General features: G+C 63.4%; 14 protein-coding genes. 3 read left to right on the top strand and 11 right to left on the bottom strand.

What is annotated here, in order from left to right; translation table 11 throughout:
* Window positions 1-55: 55 nt before the first annotated feature.
* From BJD99_RS12540 to BJD99_RS12585, 10 genes are read right to left on the bottom strand one after another with little or no spacing between them, the layout of a single operon-like run.
* Window positions 56-2,230: a hypothetical protein gene (locus BJD99_RS12540; RefSeq protein ID WP_084347176.1), complete on the bottom strand. Its 2,175-nt coding sequence runs from the start codon at window positions 2,228-2,230 to the stop codon at window positions 56-58.
* Entirely contained in the window at window positions 2,211-3,506 is a 1,296-nt protein-coding gene (locus BJD99_RS12545; protein WP_256895650.1) for a glycosyltransferase, read from the bottom strand. The genes BJD99_RS12540 and BJD99_RS12545 overlap by 20 nt, the downstream gene beginning before the upstream one ends.
* A 44-nt stretch (window positions 3,507-3,550) precedes the next feature.
* Complete coding sequence (locus BJD99_RS12550; RefSeq protein WP_084347177.1) at window positions 3,551-4,477, bottom strand: glycoside hydrolase family 16 protein; 927 nt, start codon at window positions 4,475-4,477, stop codon at window positions 3,551-3,553.
* Window positions 4,474-5,190, bottom strand: coding sequence for a hypothetical protein (locus BJD99_RS12555; protein WP_143542139.1), 717 nt, complete (start codon window positions 5,188-5,190; stop codon window positions 4,474-4,476). Before BJD99_RS12555 ends, BJD99_RS12550 begins: the two co-directional genes overlap by 4 nt.
* 5 nt (window positions 5,191-5,195) lie before the next feature.
* The gene (locus tag BJD99_RS12560; RefSeq protein ID WP_084347179.1) at window positions 5,196-6,467 is read right to left on the bottom strand and encodes a hypothetical protein; all 1,272 of its coding nucleotides are present in this window, start codon (window positions 6,465-6,467) and stop codon (window positions 5,196-5,198) included.
* Window positions 6,464-8,122, bottom strand: coding sequence for a lipopolysaccharide biosynthesis protein (locus BJD99_RS12565; RefSeq protein ID WP_084347247.1), 1,659 nt, complete (start codon window positions 8,120-8,122; stop codon window positions 6,464-6,466). Before BJD99_RS12565 ends, BJD99_RS12560 begins: the two co-directional genes overlap by 4 nt.
* Entirely contained in the window at window positions 8,119-9,915 is a 1,797-nt protein-coding gene (locus BJD99_RS12570) for an alpha/beta fold hydrolase (RefSeq protein WP_084347180.1), read from the bottom strand. Before BJD99_RS12570 ends, BJD99_RS12565 begins: the two co-directional genes overlap by 4 nt.
* Window positions 9,916-9,948: 33 nt before the next feature.
* Window positions 9,949-10,890, bottom strand: a complete 942-nt coding sequence (locus BJD99_RS12575; protein WP_084347181.1) for an amino acid--[acyl-carrier-protein] ligase — start codon at window positions 10,888-10,890, stop codon at window positions 9,949-9,951.
* Entirely contained in the window at window positions 10,891-12,048 is a 1,158-nt protein-coding gene (locus tag BJD99_RS12580; protein WP_084347182.1) for an acyl-CoA dehydrogenase family protein, read from the bottom strand.
* 5 nt (window positions 12,049-12,053) lie between these two features.
* Window positions 12,054-12,311, bottom strand: a complete 258-nt coding sequence (locus BJD99_RS12585; RefSeq protein WP_084347248.1) for an acyl carrier protein — start codon at window positions 12,309-12,311, stop codon at window positions 12,054-12,056.
* Window positions 12,312-12,639: 328 nt separating this feature from the next.
* Here BJD99_RS12585 and BJD99_RS12590 point away from each other — a divergent pair, with 328 nt between their 5' ends.
* Together BJD99_RS12590 and BJD99_RS12595 are read left to right on the top strand one after the other, a co-directional pair.
* Window positions 12,640-14,100, top strand: coding sequence for a hypothetical protein (locus BJD99_RS12590; RefSeq protein ID WP_143542140.1), 1,461 nt, complete (start codon window positions 12,640-12,642; stop codon window positions 14,098-14,100).
* Window positions 14,101-14,207: 107 nt separating this feature from the next.
* Complete coding sequence (locus BJD99_RS12595; RefSeq protein ID WP_084347184.1) at window positions 14,208-15,863, top strand: Hsp70 family protein; 1,656 nt, start codon at window positions 14,208-14,210, stop codon at window positions 15,861-15,863.
* Between the two features lie 8 nt (window positions 15,864-15,871).
* Here the strand turns inward: BJD99_RS12595 and BJD99_RS12600 are convergent, their stop codons facing one another.
* A complete protein-coding gene (locus tag BJD99_RS12600; RefSeq protein ID WP_084347185.1) occupies window positions 15,872-16,408 on the bottom strand; it encodes an Lrp/AsnC family transcriptional regulator in 537 nt (178 codons plus the stop codon).
* Window positions 16,409-16,507: 99 nt separating this feature from the next.
* Between BJD99_RS12600 and ald the strand changes: the two genes are divergently transcribed.
* Window positions 16,508-17,590, top strand: a complete 1,083-nt coding sequence (gene ald, locus BJD99_RS12605) for an alanine dehydrogenase (protein ID WP_084347186.1) — start codon at window positions 16,508-16,510, stop codon at window positions 17,588-17,590.
* Window positions 17,591-17,603 lie beyond the last annotated feature (13 nt).

Consider the following 17,603-nt stretch of genomic DNA (forward strand, 5'->3'; position numbering starts at 1 on the left):
CGCGTAAACAATCCGTGGTGCTGTTTGTGAGACGTTGCTCATACCAATTGAATGTTTAATCCACTGGTCGCTCGAATACGAGGGTGTCAGCGTCCTGCGACCGTAACGACCAGGCAGGATTCGATCTCAACCAACGCTCGAACGTCTCCGCAGCACCCTCCTGCATGAATCCGTAATACTTCATCGACTCGAGCGACTGACGGGTCAAAATCACGTACGACGGCGTGCCGCGCTGCGACGCATCCCAGTCGAAGGCTTCGAGTTGCTCGGCCGTCGGGAACTCGAGCATGTATTCGGGGCCGTAATAGTTCAGGGGCGCGTCGAACAACTCGTTCGCCTCGGCCTGCGCTACGTACTTTGCCGTCGACCTGATCGGGTAGCCGGCGGGATAGAGCAGGGTGAACGTCGAACCCACGGGCGCTTGCGCGACCAGGTCCCGCGTTTGGTCGACCTGCGCACGATTCTCGATGATCAGCGGCCACAAACCGAAGTAACCCTGCAACCCGAAGGTCGCTGCGCCGACGGTCCCCAGAACTGCAGCTGCCATCGCGGCGCGGGTGCCCACTCTGCCCAGGGTGGAACGGGCGGCCGACGGCTCCATGTCGAGGGCGGCGAGCAGCATCGGGGCGATCAGCAACGCACAGCCGGGAATGGCGTACAGGTACACCCGGAAGATCGCTTCGCCGCCGTAGCTCTGCCCAGCGAGGAGAGCGATCGAGCCGAAGGCCATGACCATCGGCGCCCAGAACGTCTTTTTGGTTCGCCAGGCGTACACGATCGATGCCATCGCCAGCGCAAAGACACCCGCCGACAAGGCCCGACACACCAGGGAAGTCACCTGCTTGCCCAGGATTCCCGGCGCCTGAACGTTGCTCGCGGCGTTCTCCACCGGATCGAAACCGGACAGCAGCCCGTACGGGGCGACGATGGACAACCGGGGATAGAGATAACCCAGAAGAATGATCGCCAGCGGAAACATGAGCCACCACGGCTTGGCTCGCCGAGTGACGAGCAGAACTCCGGTGACTGCGAACAGCCAGTACGGGGTCAGTTGGTGCGTGGGTACCAGCGCCGCGAACGGGATGATGGCCAGGAACCCCGCAACCCGCAGTTGCATCGAAGCGAGCAGTAACACCATGAAACCCACGGCGAGAACGAAACCGAGTGCCTGCGGGGCGTAGTAGTCCTGGCCGACCCAGTTCACCAATTCCGCGATCATCGCCGCGGTGACCGCGACGCGTCGCCGGAGCTTCAGAACCCGGGCGAGCGAATAGACGAACACCGCAGTGAGGACGTGAATCATCGGTGCGAAGACGTGCGCGAGGGAGAGGATTCCGAAGTTGCTGACCTGACCGAACCACGCAGTGACCACGAAAAAACTGGGCCACTGTGAGTAGATGTCGATTCCATTGGGCGGCAACGCCCCGAACGCCAGAATGTATTCGGTGACTGCGACGTGCTTGTACGTCCACTCGTACACCGGCGCATCGGTCACGAGCGTGACCGTCACGCGCTGCACGAGAATGGCTACGCCGATAGCAGCAACAGCGATACGCAACTGATGACGACGAACCGCCGTCAGAAAAGCTACGACCACCAGGGCCATACAGATGACCAGGATGGGACCGGTGCCTGCGGACAGAAGCCCGAACTGTGAATAGCCGGCGCTCTCGAGCCCTGGCAGGGCGGGCAGCCACAGCACGACGGCCAGCGCCAGCAAGAGGCCGGCGACATTGTGACGGAGGAATTCTCGATCCCACACGATCTCGGCGGCACGCTGTACGCGTCCGCGTATCGACTGACGCGAGAAGGCCTGCCGAGCCCACTCTCGCCACCCCTGCACCTCAGGCCATTCACTGTGCCTGCGATACCAGAGTGCCGAGGATCCGAGCTGCGCCAACGCCACGATCGCGGTGATCCAACGCGGTGACCACTGATAACCCCACATGGCTGCCGTCGTGACGAGAACGAAGGACGCGAGACTCAGGATGGGAACGGCGGCAAGTCGAGCCCGCGGTGGAATGTAGATCCAGGTCAGAATCGCCGATCCGGGCCCGGTGAACACGGTCACCGCGAGAAGAGCAGCACGAATCGGGGCGGGCAGCGGTGCCATCGCCACCAACGCCGCGACGGCGGCAAGAACTGCTACGTCGGCGAATCGGATGCCAGGGCGCGGCGACGTCGACGCTCGATGGGCGACGTCGCGGATATCAGTCGAGGACAGGGACACGGCTCACCGCCGACAACGGTGTACGGACGCGGCCCTCACGTCGGCTCCGACGCAATGCACCCGGACCTTTGGCGATGGACAGCAGTTCCATCCGGCCGATTCCGTCCGGCAGATCCGCGGCGAGATCGTCCGGGGGAGAGGCGACTTTGCTCATCTTCACCGACAGCCGGACGGCGCTACCGAGCCTTCGCACCGCGACGCGTGCCGCGAGAGTCGCGGCCCGTCGATCCGTCGCTACCGTCGTCAACCATGCCCCCAGCCCGAGCCCGTACCCGCGAGCCTGGACCGCAAGCGCGTCCGAATCGGCGCGATGACGATGCCACACGATCGACGCAGGCTCGTAGACCAATTGGTCCCCTGCCATGAGCACGCGGAAGAACATGTCGAGGTCCTCACCACCATTGGTCGGGGACCCGACGCCCAACGCTTCGTCGAATCCACCGAGATCGAACATGCGGTCGCGGGAGACGGCGAAATTCGCGCCCGTGCCGTACATACCGACCTGGAACGGGAACAGTGGAACGTCCGCTGGAGGATGGGCGAGGTCGTAGATCCGAGGCGTCACCGAACTGGCCCAGCCGACGCGTCGATCGAAGTAGGCCTGCGCATGAGTTCGGATCTCCCCGCTCGGGACGATCCCCGATACGCACGTCACCCGATCGCCGCGTCGGAATCCGCGGGCAATGCTCCGAAGCCACAACGAGTCGACGGCCACGTCGTCGTCGGTGAACGCCACGATAGGGTGCCGGGCGGCACGCAGACCGGTATTTCGTGCACGGGACAACCCTGCGATGGGCTCGGACACGACACGAACCCGTGGATCTGCCAGCAATCGAACGTAATCGACGGTGGCGTTCGTCGGCGATGCATTGTCGACGACGACGACCTCGAAGTCCGGGTAGTCCACCGCCAGCACCGAGGCCAACGCCCCGCGCAGATGATCGATCCGATCGCGAGTGCAGATCACCACGGAGACAGCAGGCATGAGCGGGTGCGGAGCCGAGACGGCGGCGGGAGATTCCCCGGGATCTACGACGTCGAGTGTGCGCACGCGCTCGATGAGAGTGTCGACCGAGACACAGCCGTCCAGGATCGGAAGTTCGACGAAGCCCATCGGGTCCATGCCGTGCCGAACGAGAAGCCGTGCACGTGAATAGCCCTCCGCGTCCGACAGGGACAGGGACTCGGGCATCTCGTGCTCGATGTCGACGTCGCCGATCCAGAGTGCGCCGTCCCATTCCGGTGACTGCAATCTTTCGAGTGCGGGGTTCAACACGAGGGGAGATCCTTTCGATACGGCCAGGGTGGTGCCGAAGAGCTTCAGTCGGTTCGGTAACGAACCCAGTCGATGGACATCGTGGCCGGGAACTTCGTCTGTGCAGTGGTCGGTCCCGGCCAGTCTCCTGCGACCGCAACGTTGAACAGGAGATAGAACGGCTTGTCGAACACCCAGTATTCGTCACCGCCGGTCAGATCGGCGGGTGTGATCGTGGAGAGAACGGTCTCGTCCATGCCTGTGACGACCTTGTCCGGCGACCGTTCGACCCAGTAGGTGTGAAAGTCCTCGGACAGCGGTTCGATCGGAATTCCCGAGGTGCCCGACTTCTGACTGTTCAGGCTGTCGGCCTCCGGGGCATGGATACCGGAGTGATAGTTGTCGGCGGCATTGAGGGTCTCGATCACGTCGATTTCGCCCGAGATCGGCCACCCGACGGAATCGATGTCGGTGCCCAGAAGCCAGAACGCCGGATGGAGTCCTTGGCCCGCAGGCATTTTTATGCGAGCTTCGACGCGGCCATAGGTGAACTCGAATTTGTCCTTCGTCGTCACCCGCGCCGAGGTGTATCCGCCGGCAGCGTCCAGTGCGGAGATGTCGAGGTTGCCCGATCCGTCCTGAGCCGAGTTGTCCGTCGAGTCGGTGTAGTCCTGCTTCTCGTTGTTTCCCCACCCGGTTCGGCCGGTGTCGTAACTCCATTTGCTCGAGTCGAGAGCGCTACCACGAGCGGCGTCGAACTCGTCGTAGACGGTGAACTCGCTGCCGTTTCCGCTGGCGTCGGATTCTTCCTTGTCCCCGCTCGGTTGCACCCACAACTCTCGATACGCGACCGTGCCCGACACTGCCACCGTCGCCGCAACTACCGCAGCGCTCAGCAGCCGAGGCCAGAGCTTCTTCTTCGGCGGCGGAGTCGAACCCGATGATGGGAGCCGGGAAACCTCGACGGTTTTCGGGTCTACCTGCTGCGTCATCGATTTTCGAGGGGATTCGAGGTGGCAGCGGAGGCCACGATCTTCATGCGCCGAGCCGTCGCGCGATGCGCTACCGCCAATATCACTGTTCCGGCAAGGATGGAATAGACGACGATTCGCTCGACGGCGCCGATCCCTATTCCGACACTGTGACCGCCGATGTACAACAACGTCGCGGTGAGTCCGATCCCGCCGAGAGTCGTCACGATGATGCCGATCGTGCGGCGCAGTGAGCGGTGACCACCGGCGACGATCAGTCCAAGGCTTCCCACGACGAAGAAGACGGTCGCGCCGAACGAGTGCACGCCGTAGTTCAGGCCCTGGTTCACGACCCCGGCAACAATGCCGCCGAACCCGGCCGCGCACAGGAGAATACCGCCGCGAACGTCGACGACACCGATGACCATCCACGCCGTCGCGGCGACGACAAGACAAAGACCGAACAGTGCAATGGACACGTTCATCAATGGGTACAGCGAGCTGCACGGCCAATTGCCGGTCGGCCCGCAGAACGCGACACCGAGCTCACTGACGAAATTGGTGCGGTAGCTGTAGAGCCCGCGCCAGGACGCGGCAACGACGAACTCCACGAGAAGAATCTGCAGCACCGCCATGCCCGCCCAGTAGCCGATCCTGGCCCACAACGATGCGTCGGGGCCCGTCGTCGGCTTGCCCTGCAGCGCTGCGCGGGCTTGTCGAAGCTGAGTACTCATGGTGGTCACTCCTGGCCGCTGAACATAGCGATGGGATCGGACAATGCTACGTCCAAGGCGGACTGGACGGTCTCGACGTCGAAGACATTGCCGTGGAACGACGCCGACACCTGGAAAGTATCGCGGACGTGCATGGACGTGATCACCACCGAGTCGGGCAGCGCAGGTTCACTGAGCGGATAGAACTGGCTGTTCTCAGGATCCGCGGTCCATGCGATACCGTCCAACTGCCGTATCCGCCCGATGTCGGAGAACGTAAGCCGTGCGTCGGCGTTCACCGGCGCGCTGTCGACCGCGGTGGCAGGTAACGCCGCGCCGGTCCGCAGATACGACAGCGCACTCAATGTCCCTGCCGCGAGCGGACGTCCATTCTCGATCGCGTGGGCGACGGCGCCGTGGACCGCACGTGGGGATGCGGGATCGAGCCCGTGAAAGTCGATCCCGACCGCAAAATTCCCCAGCACCAGATCGCTCGTCGGGAGATAGCGTCTGCAATCGAACAGGAAGGTCAGTGACTGTGCGACGGAAATGCCCTGTGCAGCAATTGCATTCGCGACGGCACCGCATAGCATCGACGCCACCGACAGGTCGGGGGCGTTGCGATCACGCCAGCAGCGAAGTGCCGTCGGAGCGCCTGCCCGTGACGTCGCGGTTGCCATCGCGGGTGATCGAGTCCACGGGATGCGTCTCGGCACCGCAGTGTTCTCTGCTGTGGTCGCCGTCGAAGCAGAGCGTGAGGCACGTAGCCGTCCGGACAGAACAGCGCCGACCTTGCGCGGATTACGAACCGCCCAACTGCTGAACGCCCGTGGCAGAGGGCTTTTCACAACGGGTGCCGTCGCCCAGGCAGGGAGAGGGGGATCCTCGGAAGGATCGGCCAGATAGGCGTATAGCTCCACCGGCAACAACGCATCGCTCAATCCATGCGACAGATCCAGAAGGAGGTACTCTCCGGCAAGGCGGCCGCGCAACGGGACTTCCGCCGACGCCGTCGAGGAGAGTTCGACGAGGGCACCGGCGATACCCGCTGCCGTGATCGGCGGCGCGGATTCCACCTCGGCGCAGACTGCGTCGGGTTCGTACGCCCACTGCCGCGTCGACGGCGTGACACGCAGACCCAGTCGAGCGGCAGGGCCCGCCGAGGCCAGTTTGCGAAGGCGCGCTCGGACACGTTCGATGCCACCGAAATCTGCGGGCCCGAGTCCGCCGATGAGCCGAGAATCCGACCGCAACATATCCATTGCAGTTGCCTTGTACGTGATCGCGTTTCGGCTCACGGCGCACCCCTCTCCGGTGCCGGCCGACGGTAGGGGGCGTGGATACGGCCAGGGTCGAAGATACGAGGCCTGGAATCGATGTGGTGCGCACCGCTGGAGCTGTACTCGCGGGCGTAATCACCGTTCGCGAACTGCTGCGGCCGTTCGGCCAGGACTGTCGGGTACGGGCGTGGCCCGGGCGGGGCGGGAGGGAGCGGATCCTCCGGTGGAGGCGGGCCGTCACGATGCGCCAACAGCCTGATCCATCGAATCAGCGGCACGATCAACACGAGTGCGCCGAATCCTTCGGCCGCCAGGTATGCCCAGCCGACAGCGGCGATGCCGAGTGAGGACGACAGGCTCAGCGAACCGATGATGATGATCGACGTCGCGATCACCTGCACCACGACAGCCAGTCGCATTTTTCGTTGGACACGCGCAAGGCCGTCGTAGAGCGATCCCACGACCGAGAGCGGAATGGTGAACGCGGCAAGTTGGACGATGATCGTGCCGTTCTCGCGGTACTCCGCCCCCACGATCCCCAACCCGAACGGTGCAATGAACGCGAGAAAGAACGAACCCCCCAGCGCCACGACGGCGACCATCGTCATGAAACGTTTGGTCAATCGCGAGAACTGATCCGGATGTGCGGCGACCTCCGCGACGAACGGACCCACGAGGACACTGATCAGGATGTACAGGGCACTGACTATCGACCAGGTCAACGAGAAATACGCGTTGCTCTCGGTGCCCAACGTGGCCACTACGATCATCGGGATCAGCAGCGGAGCGAGTGAACCGAGTGCGGTGATGCCGTAGGCGGATCCGAAGTACGACCACAGCTCTCGACGCGGCGGAAGATTGGGCTCCAACTGATATCGCGGCTCGGTTCGCAGCGCCCGCAGGATGTGGCGAAGAACGACCACCGACGCGATGACCGCTGGGATGGCCCACGCCGCGATGATCGACGTGCTCCGGGCCGTCGCGAACAAAGCAAGAAGCAGACCGAATTTCACGACGGCATGAAAGACGTTCTTCGCTGCAGCCCAGCGTGCGACTCCGAGCCCGGACGACGTCTGATCTTGCAGCGCGAAGACCGCGAGTACCGCAACGAACAGTGGGAAAGTGACGATTTCGGCGGTGCTGGTGAACATCTTGTCGACCGGCGCGAAGAGCAGAAACACGCACCCGAGGACGAACGCGAACGCAGTGATCGTCAGGTAACCGCGCACGACGAAAGACCGTGCCAGTCGGCCGGAATCGGGCAGAAACCGCTCGTACATCGACCCGAGGCTCAGGTTGGACAATGTCGAGAGCATGACGGCCGAGGTGATCACCGCGGAGGCGCTGCCGACCTCGGCCACCGGGTACAACCGGCCGGCTGCAGCCCAGAACAGCAACCCGAGGCCGCCGGTGATGACGGTGGACAGCATCAAGGCCAGAGAGTTCAGTGCCAGGTTGCGGTCGGAACTTTTCCCGTCCGCGGCGTCGTCGGGTACCTGCGGGTCGCCTGGTGTCTCGGGTCGATAAGAGATCTGGGCCTGGCTGACCTGCTGAATCGGCATCGTGTGAGACATGAGGCCCATGTCCCAACGAACCGGCTCGAGTGGATACCACTCGAGCCGCTCGAGATTGTGGTGTCGCGGTGGTGCGATCTTCGGGGCGCGGTGTTTCACAGAGGCCGCCACCGCACGGGTACAGGGGGCGCAGGCAAGCCGATCTCCATGTCGAAGGCCTCGTTCACCGCGTCGACGAGCTCTCGGCGAACCGTCTCCCGCAGATCGCGGCTGTACAGCGAGTGATCGCCGACCTCGAAGGACTTGACCGTCGTCGAACCGGATCGGGTGTCGGACTGCTGACGCAGCCGTCGCATTCCCTCCGGGCCGCGGTTGTCCACGAACCATGCAGTGTCCGTCGGAGACAGAAGGACAGTGGTTCGCACGTTCTTCGACTCCAACCTGCGTAGAGAAATCTCCGGAACCTGGATGAGACCGCGTAACCCGAGCCACAACCACATGCGATACGGCATCGAGGGCTGCAGGCTGTTCTTCACGCGGACGCCGACATGGTGCAGGCGATCCAATGCGGACGCGACAAAGCCTTTGTCCTCGTGCACCATCGAGGAACGCTTGACGAACTCGAGCCGTTTGGTCGTCCAGTCGAGGCTGTTCAACAGGACCGCGGAATTCACGCCCAGTTCGGCTGCTGCAAAGCTGGAGTACCAAGAACCCGAGCACATCCCGGACACCACGACGTTGCGCGGTCCGGCTCCTGATTGCTGCACTGCCGTCAGTGCATCCTCGTTGCCTTCTTCGCTGTAGAGCTCGGTGATCTCGTCGTCCGACACCAGCCCGCTTTCGCCGGTGCCGCGGCGATCGAATCGGAGAACCGAAACACCCTGGGCAGCAAGGTAACGGGCCATCTCGACCCACAGACGAACAGGTCCGACTCGGTGTTCGTTCGCGGTCGGGTAGAGAACGAGGGTCGGTCCGCCCGCCGCGCACGACGGGGAGGTGGTCCTGATGGCGAACAGGGCGTTCGGCCCGAGAGATTGCGTCGTCTCGACCACGGTACTTTCGCCGCTACCGAACTCGGCATGATCACGCAGTGTCACCGACACCGGTGCTTCGCTGCCGTCGAAACGATCCGAGAGCCAACGAGCCAGATGGGTGATGTCCGCGGTGGGCAGCACCACCTCGAAATCCGAAGGTTCGAGAAACAGTTCGTGATCGGACAACGTGTGCTCTTCGGCGTTCTGCTTCTCCACCAGGGTCCGAATCGGCTTGGCATCAGCACGTTCCGGGCGGGTGGCGACAAGGACCGGGCACTCGATCGATTCGAGCTTGGAGATATCGAGAGCCGCGAGGTCCGAGGTCACATCCGGGTGCAGCACGGCACCGATCATCGACACCCGAGCATCCTCCTCGGAGTCCTGGGTGACACTGACCGAATACAGGGCACGCTGCTCGCGCAAATAGGACCGACCGCGAACGACCGGGTCCCAGAGGGCAACTGCGGTCAATGGACCGACCTGCGAGAACGCCGCAGCGCTCAGTAACGCACCGGCACGCAACCCGACGAGCGCCACCGCGTCGACCCCGCTCGAGCGCACGAACCCGGCGGCAGTGACGATGCTGCGGGTCCACTTCGCGACGATGTCTGCCGAGTCCTGATCGCCGGCGGAATCTCCGGTGCCGAAGTAGTCGAACCGAAGTACGAGCAGACCCGAATCGCACAGCTTCTGCGCAAGCAGAGTCAAGCCGCGGTAGGAGTCGACCTGCTCCTTGCCCAATGGCGGACACAGGATTACACCGCCCCGTGCGCGCCCGCCCGCGGGTACGTGCACGGTTCCGAACAAGCTTTCCGATTCGGGGCCGAACCACGTCGAGTACTTTCCGCCGGCAGTATGCGGATTCACGTCGACATGAGAGGTGTCCGTGTTCCGCTCTGCCGTACTTCGGGTGCTCACAGGACGATCCCCTCGTTGTTGGTTGTCGTTCGTTCAGCGGGAAATGGAAGCGGGCCACTTTCGACTGTCGAGGCCGTGGGTGCGCAACATCGCCAGTGCGATGCGCTCCATACCGAAGCCGACGCACGCGCTGTGTGCGGGTTCGCCGTCGACCGTGGAAATTCCGAACGTGTGACCGAAATGGTCACGGTGGCAATTGCACGAGACCACCGCGGTGCCGTCGTCGAGATCTCCGTAAAGTTTGACGACCAGTTCGGTCTTGAGGTTCTCGTTGCGCTGGTTCGCGGCCAGCATGCGGCCTGCGCGTCCGAAGAACGGGTCGTTGGCGATGACGGCTTCGGCTTCGAGGCCGAGATCGGCAAGCACCTCCATGCCTCGCACCACCCAGCGTTCGCGGTGTGCGACGGCCTCGTCCGGAGTGCCGACGCGAACGTACTCGTGCATCCGAAATGCTTGCATCCGTGCGGGATCCACCGCCGGCTCGTGCCGGAAGCAGTAGCCGTAGATATCGAGCAACCGGCCGTCTTCCGGAAGTACGCCCGTCATCATCGAGTACGAAGGGTGGCATGCGGCCGAAACGAGCATGGTGCCTGCGGACTCGAGGTGGTGATCCCAGTCCTTGCCTTCGGCGCGGTCCGCGAGCAACGAGGCATGGGCCTTGTTGTCACCGTCGAAGGTGTTGATGGCGCCGGTCAGGTTGGGAAACGAGGCGATGTAATCGGTGCGCTCGAATGCTTCCCGCGGGAAAACCGGCGGGAAGCGGAATCGCGGAGCCGAGAAGCCGTGCTCGGATCGTCCCGCGGCATCGACGACCTCGTCGATTCTGTCGATGATGTCCTCGAATTCACCCGAGCGGCCGTAGAGACCCTCCACCGAGCTGGGTACGAGGAGTTCGGCGGCAACGAGTTCCTCGCGGAATCGTGCTCGCGCAGAATCGAGTTCGGAAATCTCGGTGGGGTTCGCGTGTGCAGTCATTCAGTTACCTTTGTAGACGAGCGCAAGTTGGGAGTTGTGCCCGAGAATGCGCTCGTTGCTGACCATGATGGCGGAGCCGTGCGCGTCCCGCAGGTGACGACCGATGCTCATATCGGAGTCCTGTCGGTAGCCGGAAATGCCGCAGATCTGCAACGCTTTGCCGACGATGTCGATGACGAGTGAGGACGCAGTCACCTTGAGGTTGTTGATTCGCACCGCGAAACCGATAGCACCGAGATCTCCGGGGGAGTCCGCGATGGCCTCGTACTTTGCTGCCGCGCCGAATACCGCGTCGACGAGCTGCTCGTGCACGACATACAGCTCGGCGAGCCGAAGTGCGCTCGGCGGAGTGACTCCCGGCGTGCGACTGGCAGCCTTGCGAACGGACCTGCGCGCCTTGGCGACTGCCGCATCAGCGATGCCAAGCCACGCGGCACTCCAGAGCACATGCGCGGCAGGCAGCATCGTCTGCGCGGAGATATCGCCGTAGCTGTCACCCAGAATGCTCGACGTCGTGGCAGTTGCCTCGAGTTGGAATCCGGGGCTGCACGTTCCACGGAACCCGAGGGTGTCCCAGTCGCCGGTGCGTTCGAGCACGACGTCCGGCTTCTCGCAGACGACCAACACCTGATCGCTCGGGGGACTGTCCACCGAGCGGCGAGCCGTCGCGAGGACGAACTGTGCGTATTCGCCATAAGAGATCACCGGAGCAGTTTTCGACAAGGTGATCCGATCGCCGTCGTATTCGACCGCGCACCCGCTGGTTCGCACGTCGCCACCGATGTTGATTTCAGTGGTCGCCGAGGCCACCAGCGGACGTTCGACAACGAACCGACGCAGCAACGATTCCATGGCGTCGGACTTCCCGTGCCGGACGATGCTCAGTACCTGGGACTGATGCATCACGAAGATCATGGCCGAAGAGGCGCATTCTGCGCCCAGTGACCGTGCGATATGCGCGAGTTGAGTAAGGGAAAGACCGCCGCCACCGAAGTGCACGGGAATGCCTGCCTCGAGGAGACCGGCTTGGCGAATCGCCTCCATGGACTCGGTCGGGAATCGGGCATCGCGATCGACCTCATCGGCGAACGAACGCACTGTGGTCAGTACCTCGGACATGTTCGAGATGTCTAGGGCGTCCCGGTAAGCGGTGGTCATAGCCCTCAGTCCGTGAGCTGTGCGACGGCTGTGGCGATGGACTCGATGCTGGCGAACGTGGCCTTCTGCAGCATGGCATCGGGGAATTCGATATCGAACTCGTCCTCGAGAGCGATCATGACGTTGACGCTGGCATGCGAGGTGAGGCCGCTGTCGTAGAGATCGGCCGAGTCCTCGATGCCCGACGCTGGTAGTGGAAGCTTCCCGAATTTGTCCAGAACTTCACGAATCCTGGTCACATCTGCAGCATCGAGCGTCTCCATACGAACCTCCACTGAATCTCGCAACTTTCCGAGACCGGACGGCCTCGTACTGACTGTGGGTTTGCAACACGTCCATGTTTGCAACCCAGCTGTCTCCCCAGACCTTCCCAAACAATATAGTAGATTGTTTTGAAGCGTCGGCTCGAATTGTTCGGCTGCTCTTGGATTGGTTACCTACCAGCGGGTTTCCCTTGGATTCGGATTTCAATCGAGATGAGCATCACCGCTGTATGGGGACTTGCCCTGCCCGTATGCGCCCGAGGTAGGTGGGGTGAAGAAGTACAGTGAGGGCTTCGTCGGGCCCAATAAATGAAGGAACTCAGTGCCGGTGAGTGGAGTCTGCGGCATAGCCGTGGAGCCGAGTGCCGTCCGGATCTCTTACCTGAGAGACGGGCGCCGCATCGAGGATTCGATAGACGCCGAAGGAGCCCATTGGCTCCTCAACGGCAAGCTTGCCGACTGCGGACCGTTCGACGATGTGGTACTCACCGGACGCGATTCGGACGTAGTGGCCTCGCTCTTGGACTCGCTCGACAGTAGTGAAAACTCCACCATTCGAATGGTCGACGAGGGTTCGGCGGTGCTCGCCTACGCGCGCTCGATCGAGAGGCTCGCGACGGCGCGGGCATTACTGGTGCTCGACCTCGGAACGAACGGTACGACCGCGCTCACGTTGGACGTAGCAGCAGGCGATGTCACCCGAAGTCGACGCACTCCGACTCTGTCGGGTGACGCACTCGACGGGGTAGTCGAGAAGATCGTCATGGCCAAGAATATCCTTCCCCCCGCGGAAGGCGTGGAAGGTGAACGCGAATACCGCGTCTTCTTCCGCGACCTCAAAGAGATGCTCAGCACGGCCGCGGGTGTCCGCGCGCCGAACAACGGGCCGGTGTTGATCACTCGCAACGATTTCGACGACGCCGCAGCCCCGCTGATCCTTCAGGCACTCGCGTGGGCGGTCCCGTCGACTCCGGATGCGGTGTTGCTCATCGGTGGTGGCTCGCACATGCCGATCGTGCGGTCACTCGTCGAACGTAGATGGGTCGTCGACGTCGTAGTTCCGGATTCACCGATGTCGGTCATCGCGGAAGGAGCAGCGCTGGAGGCTGCACCGATCGCTCCCACGATGACTCTCGCGACGCTGCTGGCGGAGCATCACGCGAGCACGCCGCCCGCTGTAGTTCCCGAGCCGGCTGTGGTTTCCGAGGCGGAAGCCGCGACGCAGGAGCTGAGGACGTCGGACGCGGAAACGGCCCAGGCGGCGATGGAGACAGCGCCGATGCAGACGGTCCCGGTGGCGCTCGCCCCGGTACTGCCAGCGCCTGTGGACGCGCCCCCTGAGTGGACGGTCCCTGCGGGGACGGCCCAGAACTGGGCAGCCCCGAACTGGTCGGGGCCGATCGAGACCCCACCGGCATCGGTCCCCGCGTCGCGAAGTCCCCGTCGTATGCAGTGGTCGGTACGAGACGCCGCCTGGTTGGGGGCAGTAGCCACAGTGGTTCTGCTGGTCTGGGCAATCGTCGCGGTACGGGGCAATACCGCCCCGCCGCCCGGGATCGGAATCGATCCCGGCTCGATCCCTGCCGGAAATTCCTCGGTCACCGAGAGTGCGCCTGCGCTGCCGGAGCCGATCCCGATGCCCGAGCCGGAGCCCGTTCCAGAGCCGGTGGACACCTTCGACCCCGTCGAACCAGGCGCCGATCCGGATACCGGCAACGTCGAATACACCGAGGACGGTTTCTACTACGAGGACGGCTCTGTCGTCGAAGACGATTCGGATGTGAACTGACCTCGGAGCTGACGGGGCCGCGCCGCACTTCGGCCACACACCCGGTAGCGTGGCCCCTCGGGCGAGTATCGGAGTCCGACCGTCTACCGCGAAGCGAGGCAAGAGAGATGACTGTGTTGTTGGGGGTGTCCATGGGCGCCCACGCCGTGCGTATGGCTCAGCCACGCAACGGGACGGCCAATGCTCGCGTCTCGTCGACCCGTTTGCTCGAAGCCCCTCAGCAGTTGTTCTTCCACAATCAAGTCATCGACACGGTCGACGATCACGTCGAGTACCTGGCCGCCGAGTCGATCAGCGCGCTGGCCGCCGAGTCCGAGCCATCGATGACCACCGGCGTCGCGTACCGGGACGCACATCAGGCAGACACACTGCACCGCGCTCTGGAGAATCAGCACCTACAGAACTACCGCCTCGTGCCCGAGGTCGAGGCAGTCCTCGAATACCTCGTCGTCAGTGGTGAAGCGGCGGGATTCTCTACCGTCGCATTGTTCGACCTGGGAAGTTCGGGTCTGAACGTCAGCGTCGTGAACCTGGCGGCCCGTCGAGTCGTCGTCACGCAACGCTCCAGTGCGTTCAGCGGAGATCTCATCGACGAATTCCTTCGTGACAATCAGCTCGCACGCCTAGGCAAGCCGAGCGATGCTGCCGACATGGACCTGTTCGAGCGTCGGTGCCGTGTGGCCAAGGAACGGCTGTCGAGCAACGACGCGGTCTGCCTGCCCGACGAAAGCGGCATGATCCTGCTCTCGCGGGACAACTTCGAGGCATTGATCGCCGACCACATCGATCAGGCCATCGAGTTCGCGCGCAGTGTTCTCATCGATGCAAACGTTCCGATCGACGCCGTCGTTCTCATCGGTGGTGGGTCGCGCATCCCGCTCGTTCGTGAACGCGTCGGCCCATCTCTGCATTTGCCGGCGATCACTCCGAACGAGCCGGAAACTGTCTCGGCCCGTGGCGCAGCACTCTCGGCACGGCCGGCGGAGTACCCGCAGAATGTGCCGCCCCGGACGATGCCGGCGCGCCCCACTCCAGCAGCGCCGTTCCGGCCGGAACCTGTACCTGTACCCGCGGCCGGATTCGTTGCGCCTCGTCCTGTCGAAACGATTCCCGGCGCAGCGAACTCGCGGAAAAATTTACCTGCTGCAGACACGGGTGCGCGGCCGTTCTACCCGCCGAAAGCCCCGCCCGTGGCTCCTACCGTGGCCGCACCTGCCGTTGCTCCTGTGCCGGACGCGAGGGAAGTCGAGTCGTCTTCGCCCGCCCCGAAACACTTCGCGCTCGAAAAGGTCTACTGGCTGGACGCGGACTACGAAGAAGACGACGGTGAAGACGAAGACGTGCTCAGAAGGCGTCGAATTCGGGCGTGGTCCGTATTCGGAGTTGCTGCTGCAGCGGTGATCGCAGTATCGGGATTCGTCGTGACGCGTCCGAACACGGCCGCTGTCGTCGAGACCGCGGTGACGCAGCCGCCGGCCACGTCGAGCGTGGCAGGGACGCCTTCCCCTCCGGCAGCACCTCCGGTGATTCCCGCTCCGCCCCCGCCGCCGCCTGTGGGGACCATCCCCGAAGCCCCGGTCGTCGAACCCGAAACCGAGATTGTCGAACCGACGCGCCAGCAAGTGACCGAGGATCGAACGACCGAGCAATCTTCCGAGCCGGAGGTCGCACCGCCGCCGCCTCCTCCTCCACCGCCGCTGATCCCCGGCCTGCCGGACTTCACGCTGCCTACCTTGCCGCCGCTCTTCCCGCCCGCTCCCTGATCCAGGTCTCAGGCGACCGGATTCCGCGAGCGAATGTGCTCGAATATCAGAATCGTCTCGGTAGCGGCGACGGCTGGATGGGCACTGAGGTTGTCCACGACGAAGTTGCGTAGTGCAGCGGTGTCCACCGTAGATATGTGGATCAGAAAGTCGTCCGCGCCCGCGATGAAATAGATGTTCAGCGTTTCCTCGAGCGCCGCGATCTGCTCACCGAATTCGTTGATCCTTCGCCGGGCATCCGCCTGCAGGCGGACCGAGATCATGGCCTGGATGCCCTGCCCGAGGGCTTCGGGATCGATTTCGGCATGGAACCCGCGAATCACTCCGCGCTCGACGAGGGAACGCACCCGTCCCAGCGCGGTCGATGGTGCGATACCCGCTGCCGCAGCAAGTGCATTGTTGGGTGTGCGGGCGTTGTGCCGAAGAACGTCGATGAGGATGTGGTCGATGTCGTCGAGTGGCGTCTTTCGAGCATCTGCCGTGTACCGAACATCGTTCGGCTCACGCCCCACTTGCGCGCCACGAGCTGAATTATCAGATCCCATCTGGCCAATCTACAGAATTATGTTCACATCTGTTGGCCCCCTTTCTCTTTATAATTCACAATTGTGGCAATCCGTCGAATCATTATTCAGGAGGCCGCCATGAAGATCGGAATTCCTCGCGAGATCAAGAACAACGAGTACCGGGTGGCCATCACCCCAGCGGGCGTACACGAATTGGTCTCGCACGGACACGAAGTCATCGTCGAATCCGAAGCAGGCGTCGGTTCGTCGTTCTGCGACACCGACTTCAAAGCGGCAGGCGCGCAAATCTTCGCCGAGGCCGCGAAGGTGTGGGACGCGGCCGACCTATTGCTCAAAGTCAAGGAGCCGATCGCCGAGGAGTACGCACTGCTCCGGCGTGATCAGGTCTTGTTCACCTTTCTGCATTTGGCCGCGTCGAAGCCCTGCACCGACGCCTTGCTCGGATCGGGCACCACCGCAATCGCCTACGAGACCGTCACTGCTCCGAACGGATCACTCCCACTGCTGGCGCCGATGAGTGAGGTTGCCGGCCGGCTGGCACCGCAGGCAGGTGCCTATCATTTGATGGCCAGCGGTGGCGGCCGCGGCGTTCTCATGGGGGGAGTGCCCGGGGTGCGTCCGGCGAACGTCGTCGTCATCGGTGCAGGCGTGTCGGGAAGGAACGCCGTCGCCATCGCCCACGGCATGCACGCCGACGTCACGGTGCTGGACCTCGATGTGAAGGCGCTGCGTGCCATCGACGATCTGTATCACGGCAGCGTCAAGACGGTCGCGTCCAGCGCCTTCGAGCTCGAACAGGCCGTTCTTGCCGCCGACATGGTGATCGGGGCGGTACTGGTACCCGGCGCAAGGGCGCCGATGTTGGTCTCCGACAGTCTCGTTCAGCGTATGAAGCACGGTTCGGTGCTCGTCGACATCGCCATCGACCAGGGTGGCTGCTTCGAGAACTCGGTTCCCACTACGCACGCCGACCCGACGTACCGGGTGCACGAGTCGGTGTTCTACTGCGTCGCGAACATGCCGGGCGCTGTCCCACGGACGTCGACGTACGCGTTGACCAACGCGACACTGCCCTACGTCTGCGCGCTCGCCGACAAAGGTTGGGAAGAGGCATGCGAGGCGGACGCAGGCTTGCGTAACGGGCTCAGCACGCACCACGGTGATCTGTTGTCGGAGAGCGTCGCGGCAGCCTTCGCATGACTCTTCGGCTCTC

Origin of the sequence: Rhodococcus sp. 1163 (assembly GCF_002091985.1) — a bacterium.
Classification (GTDB): Bacteria; Actinomycetota; Actinomycetes; order Mycobacteriales; family Mycobacteriaceae; genus Rhodococcoides.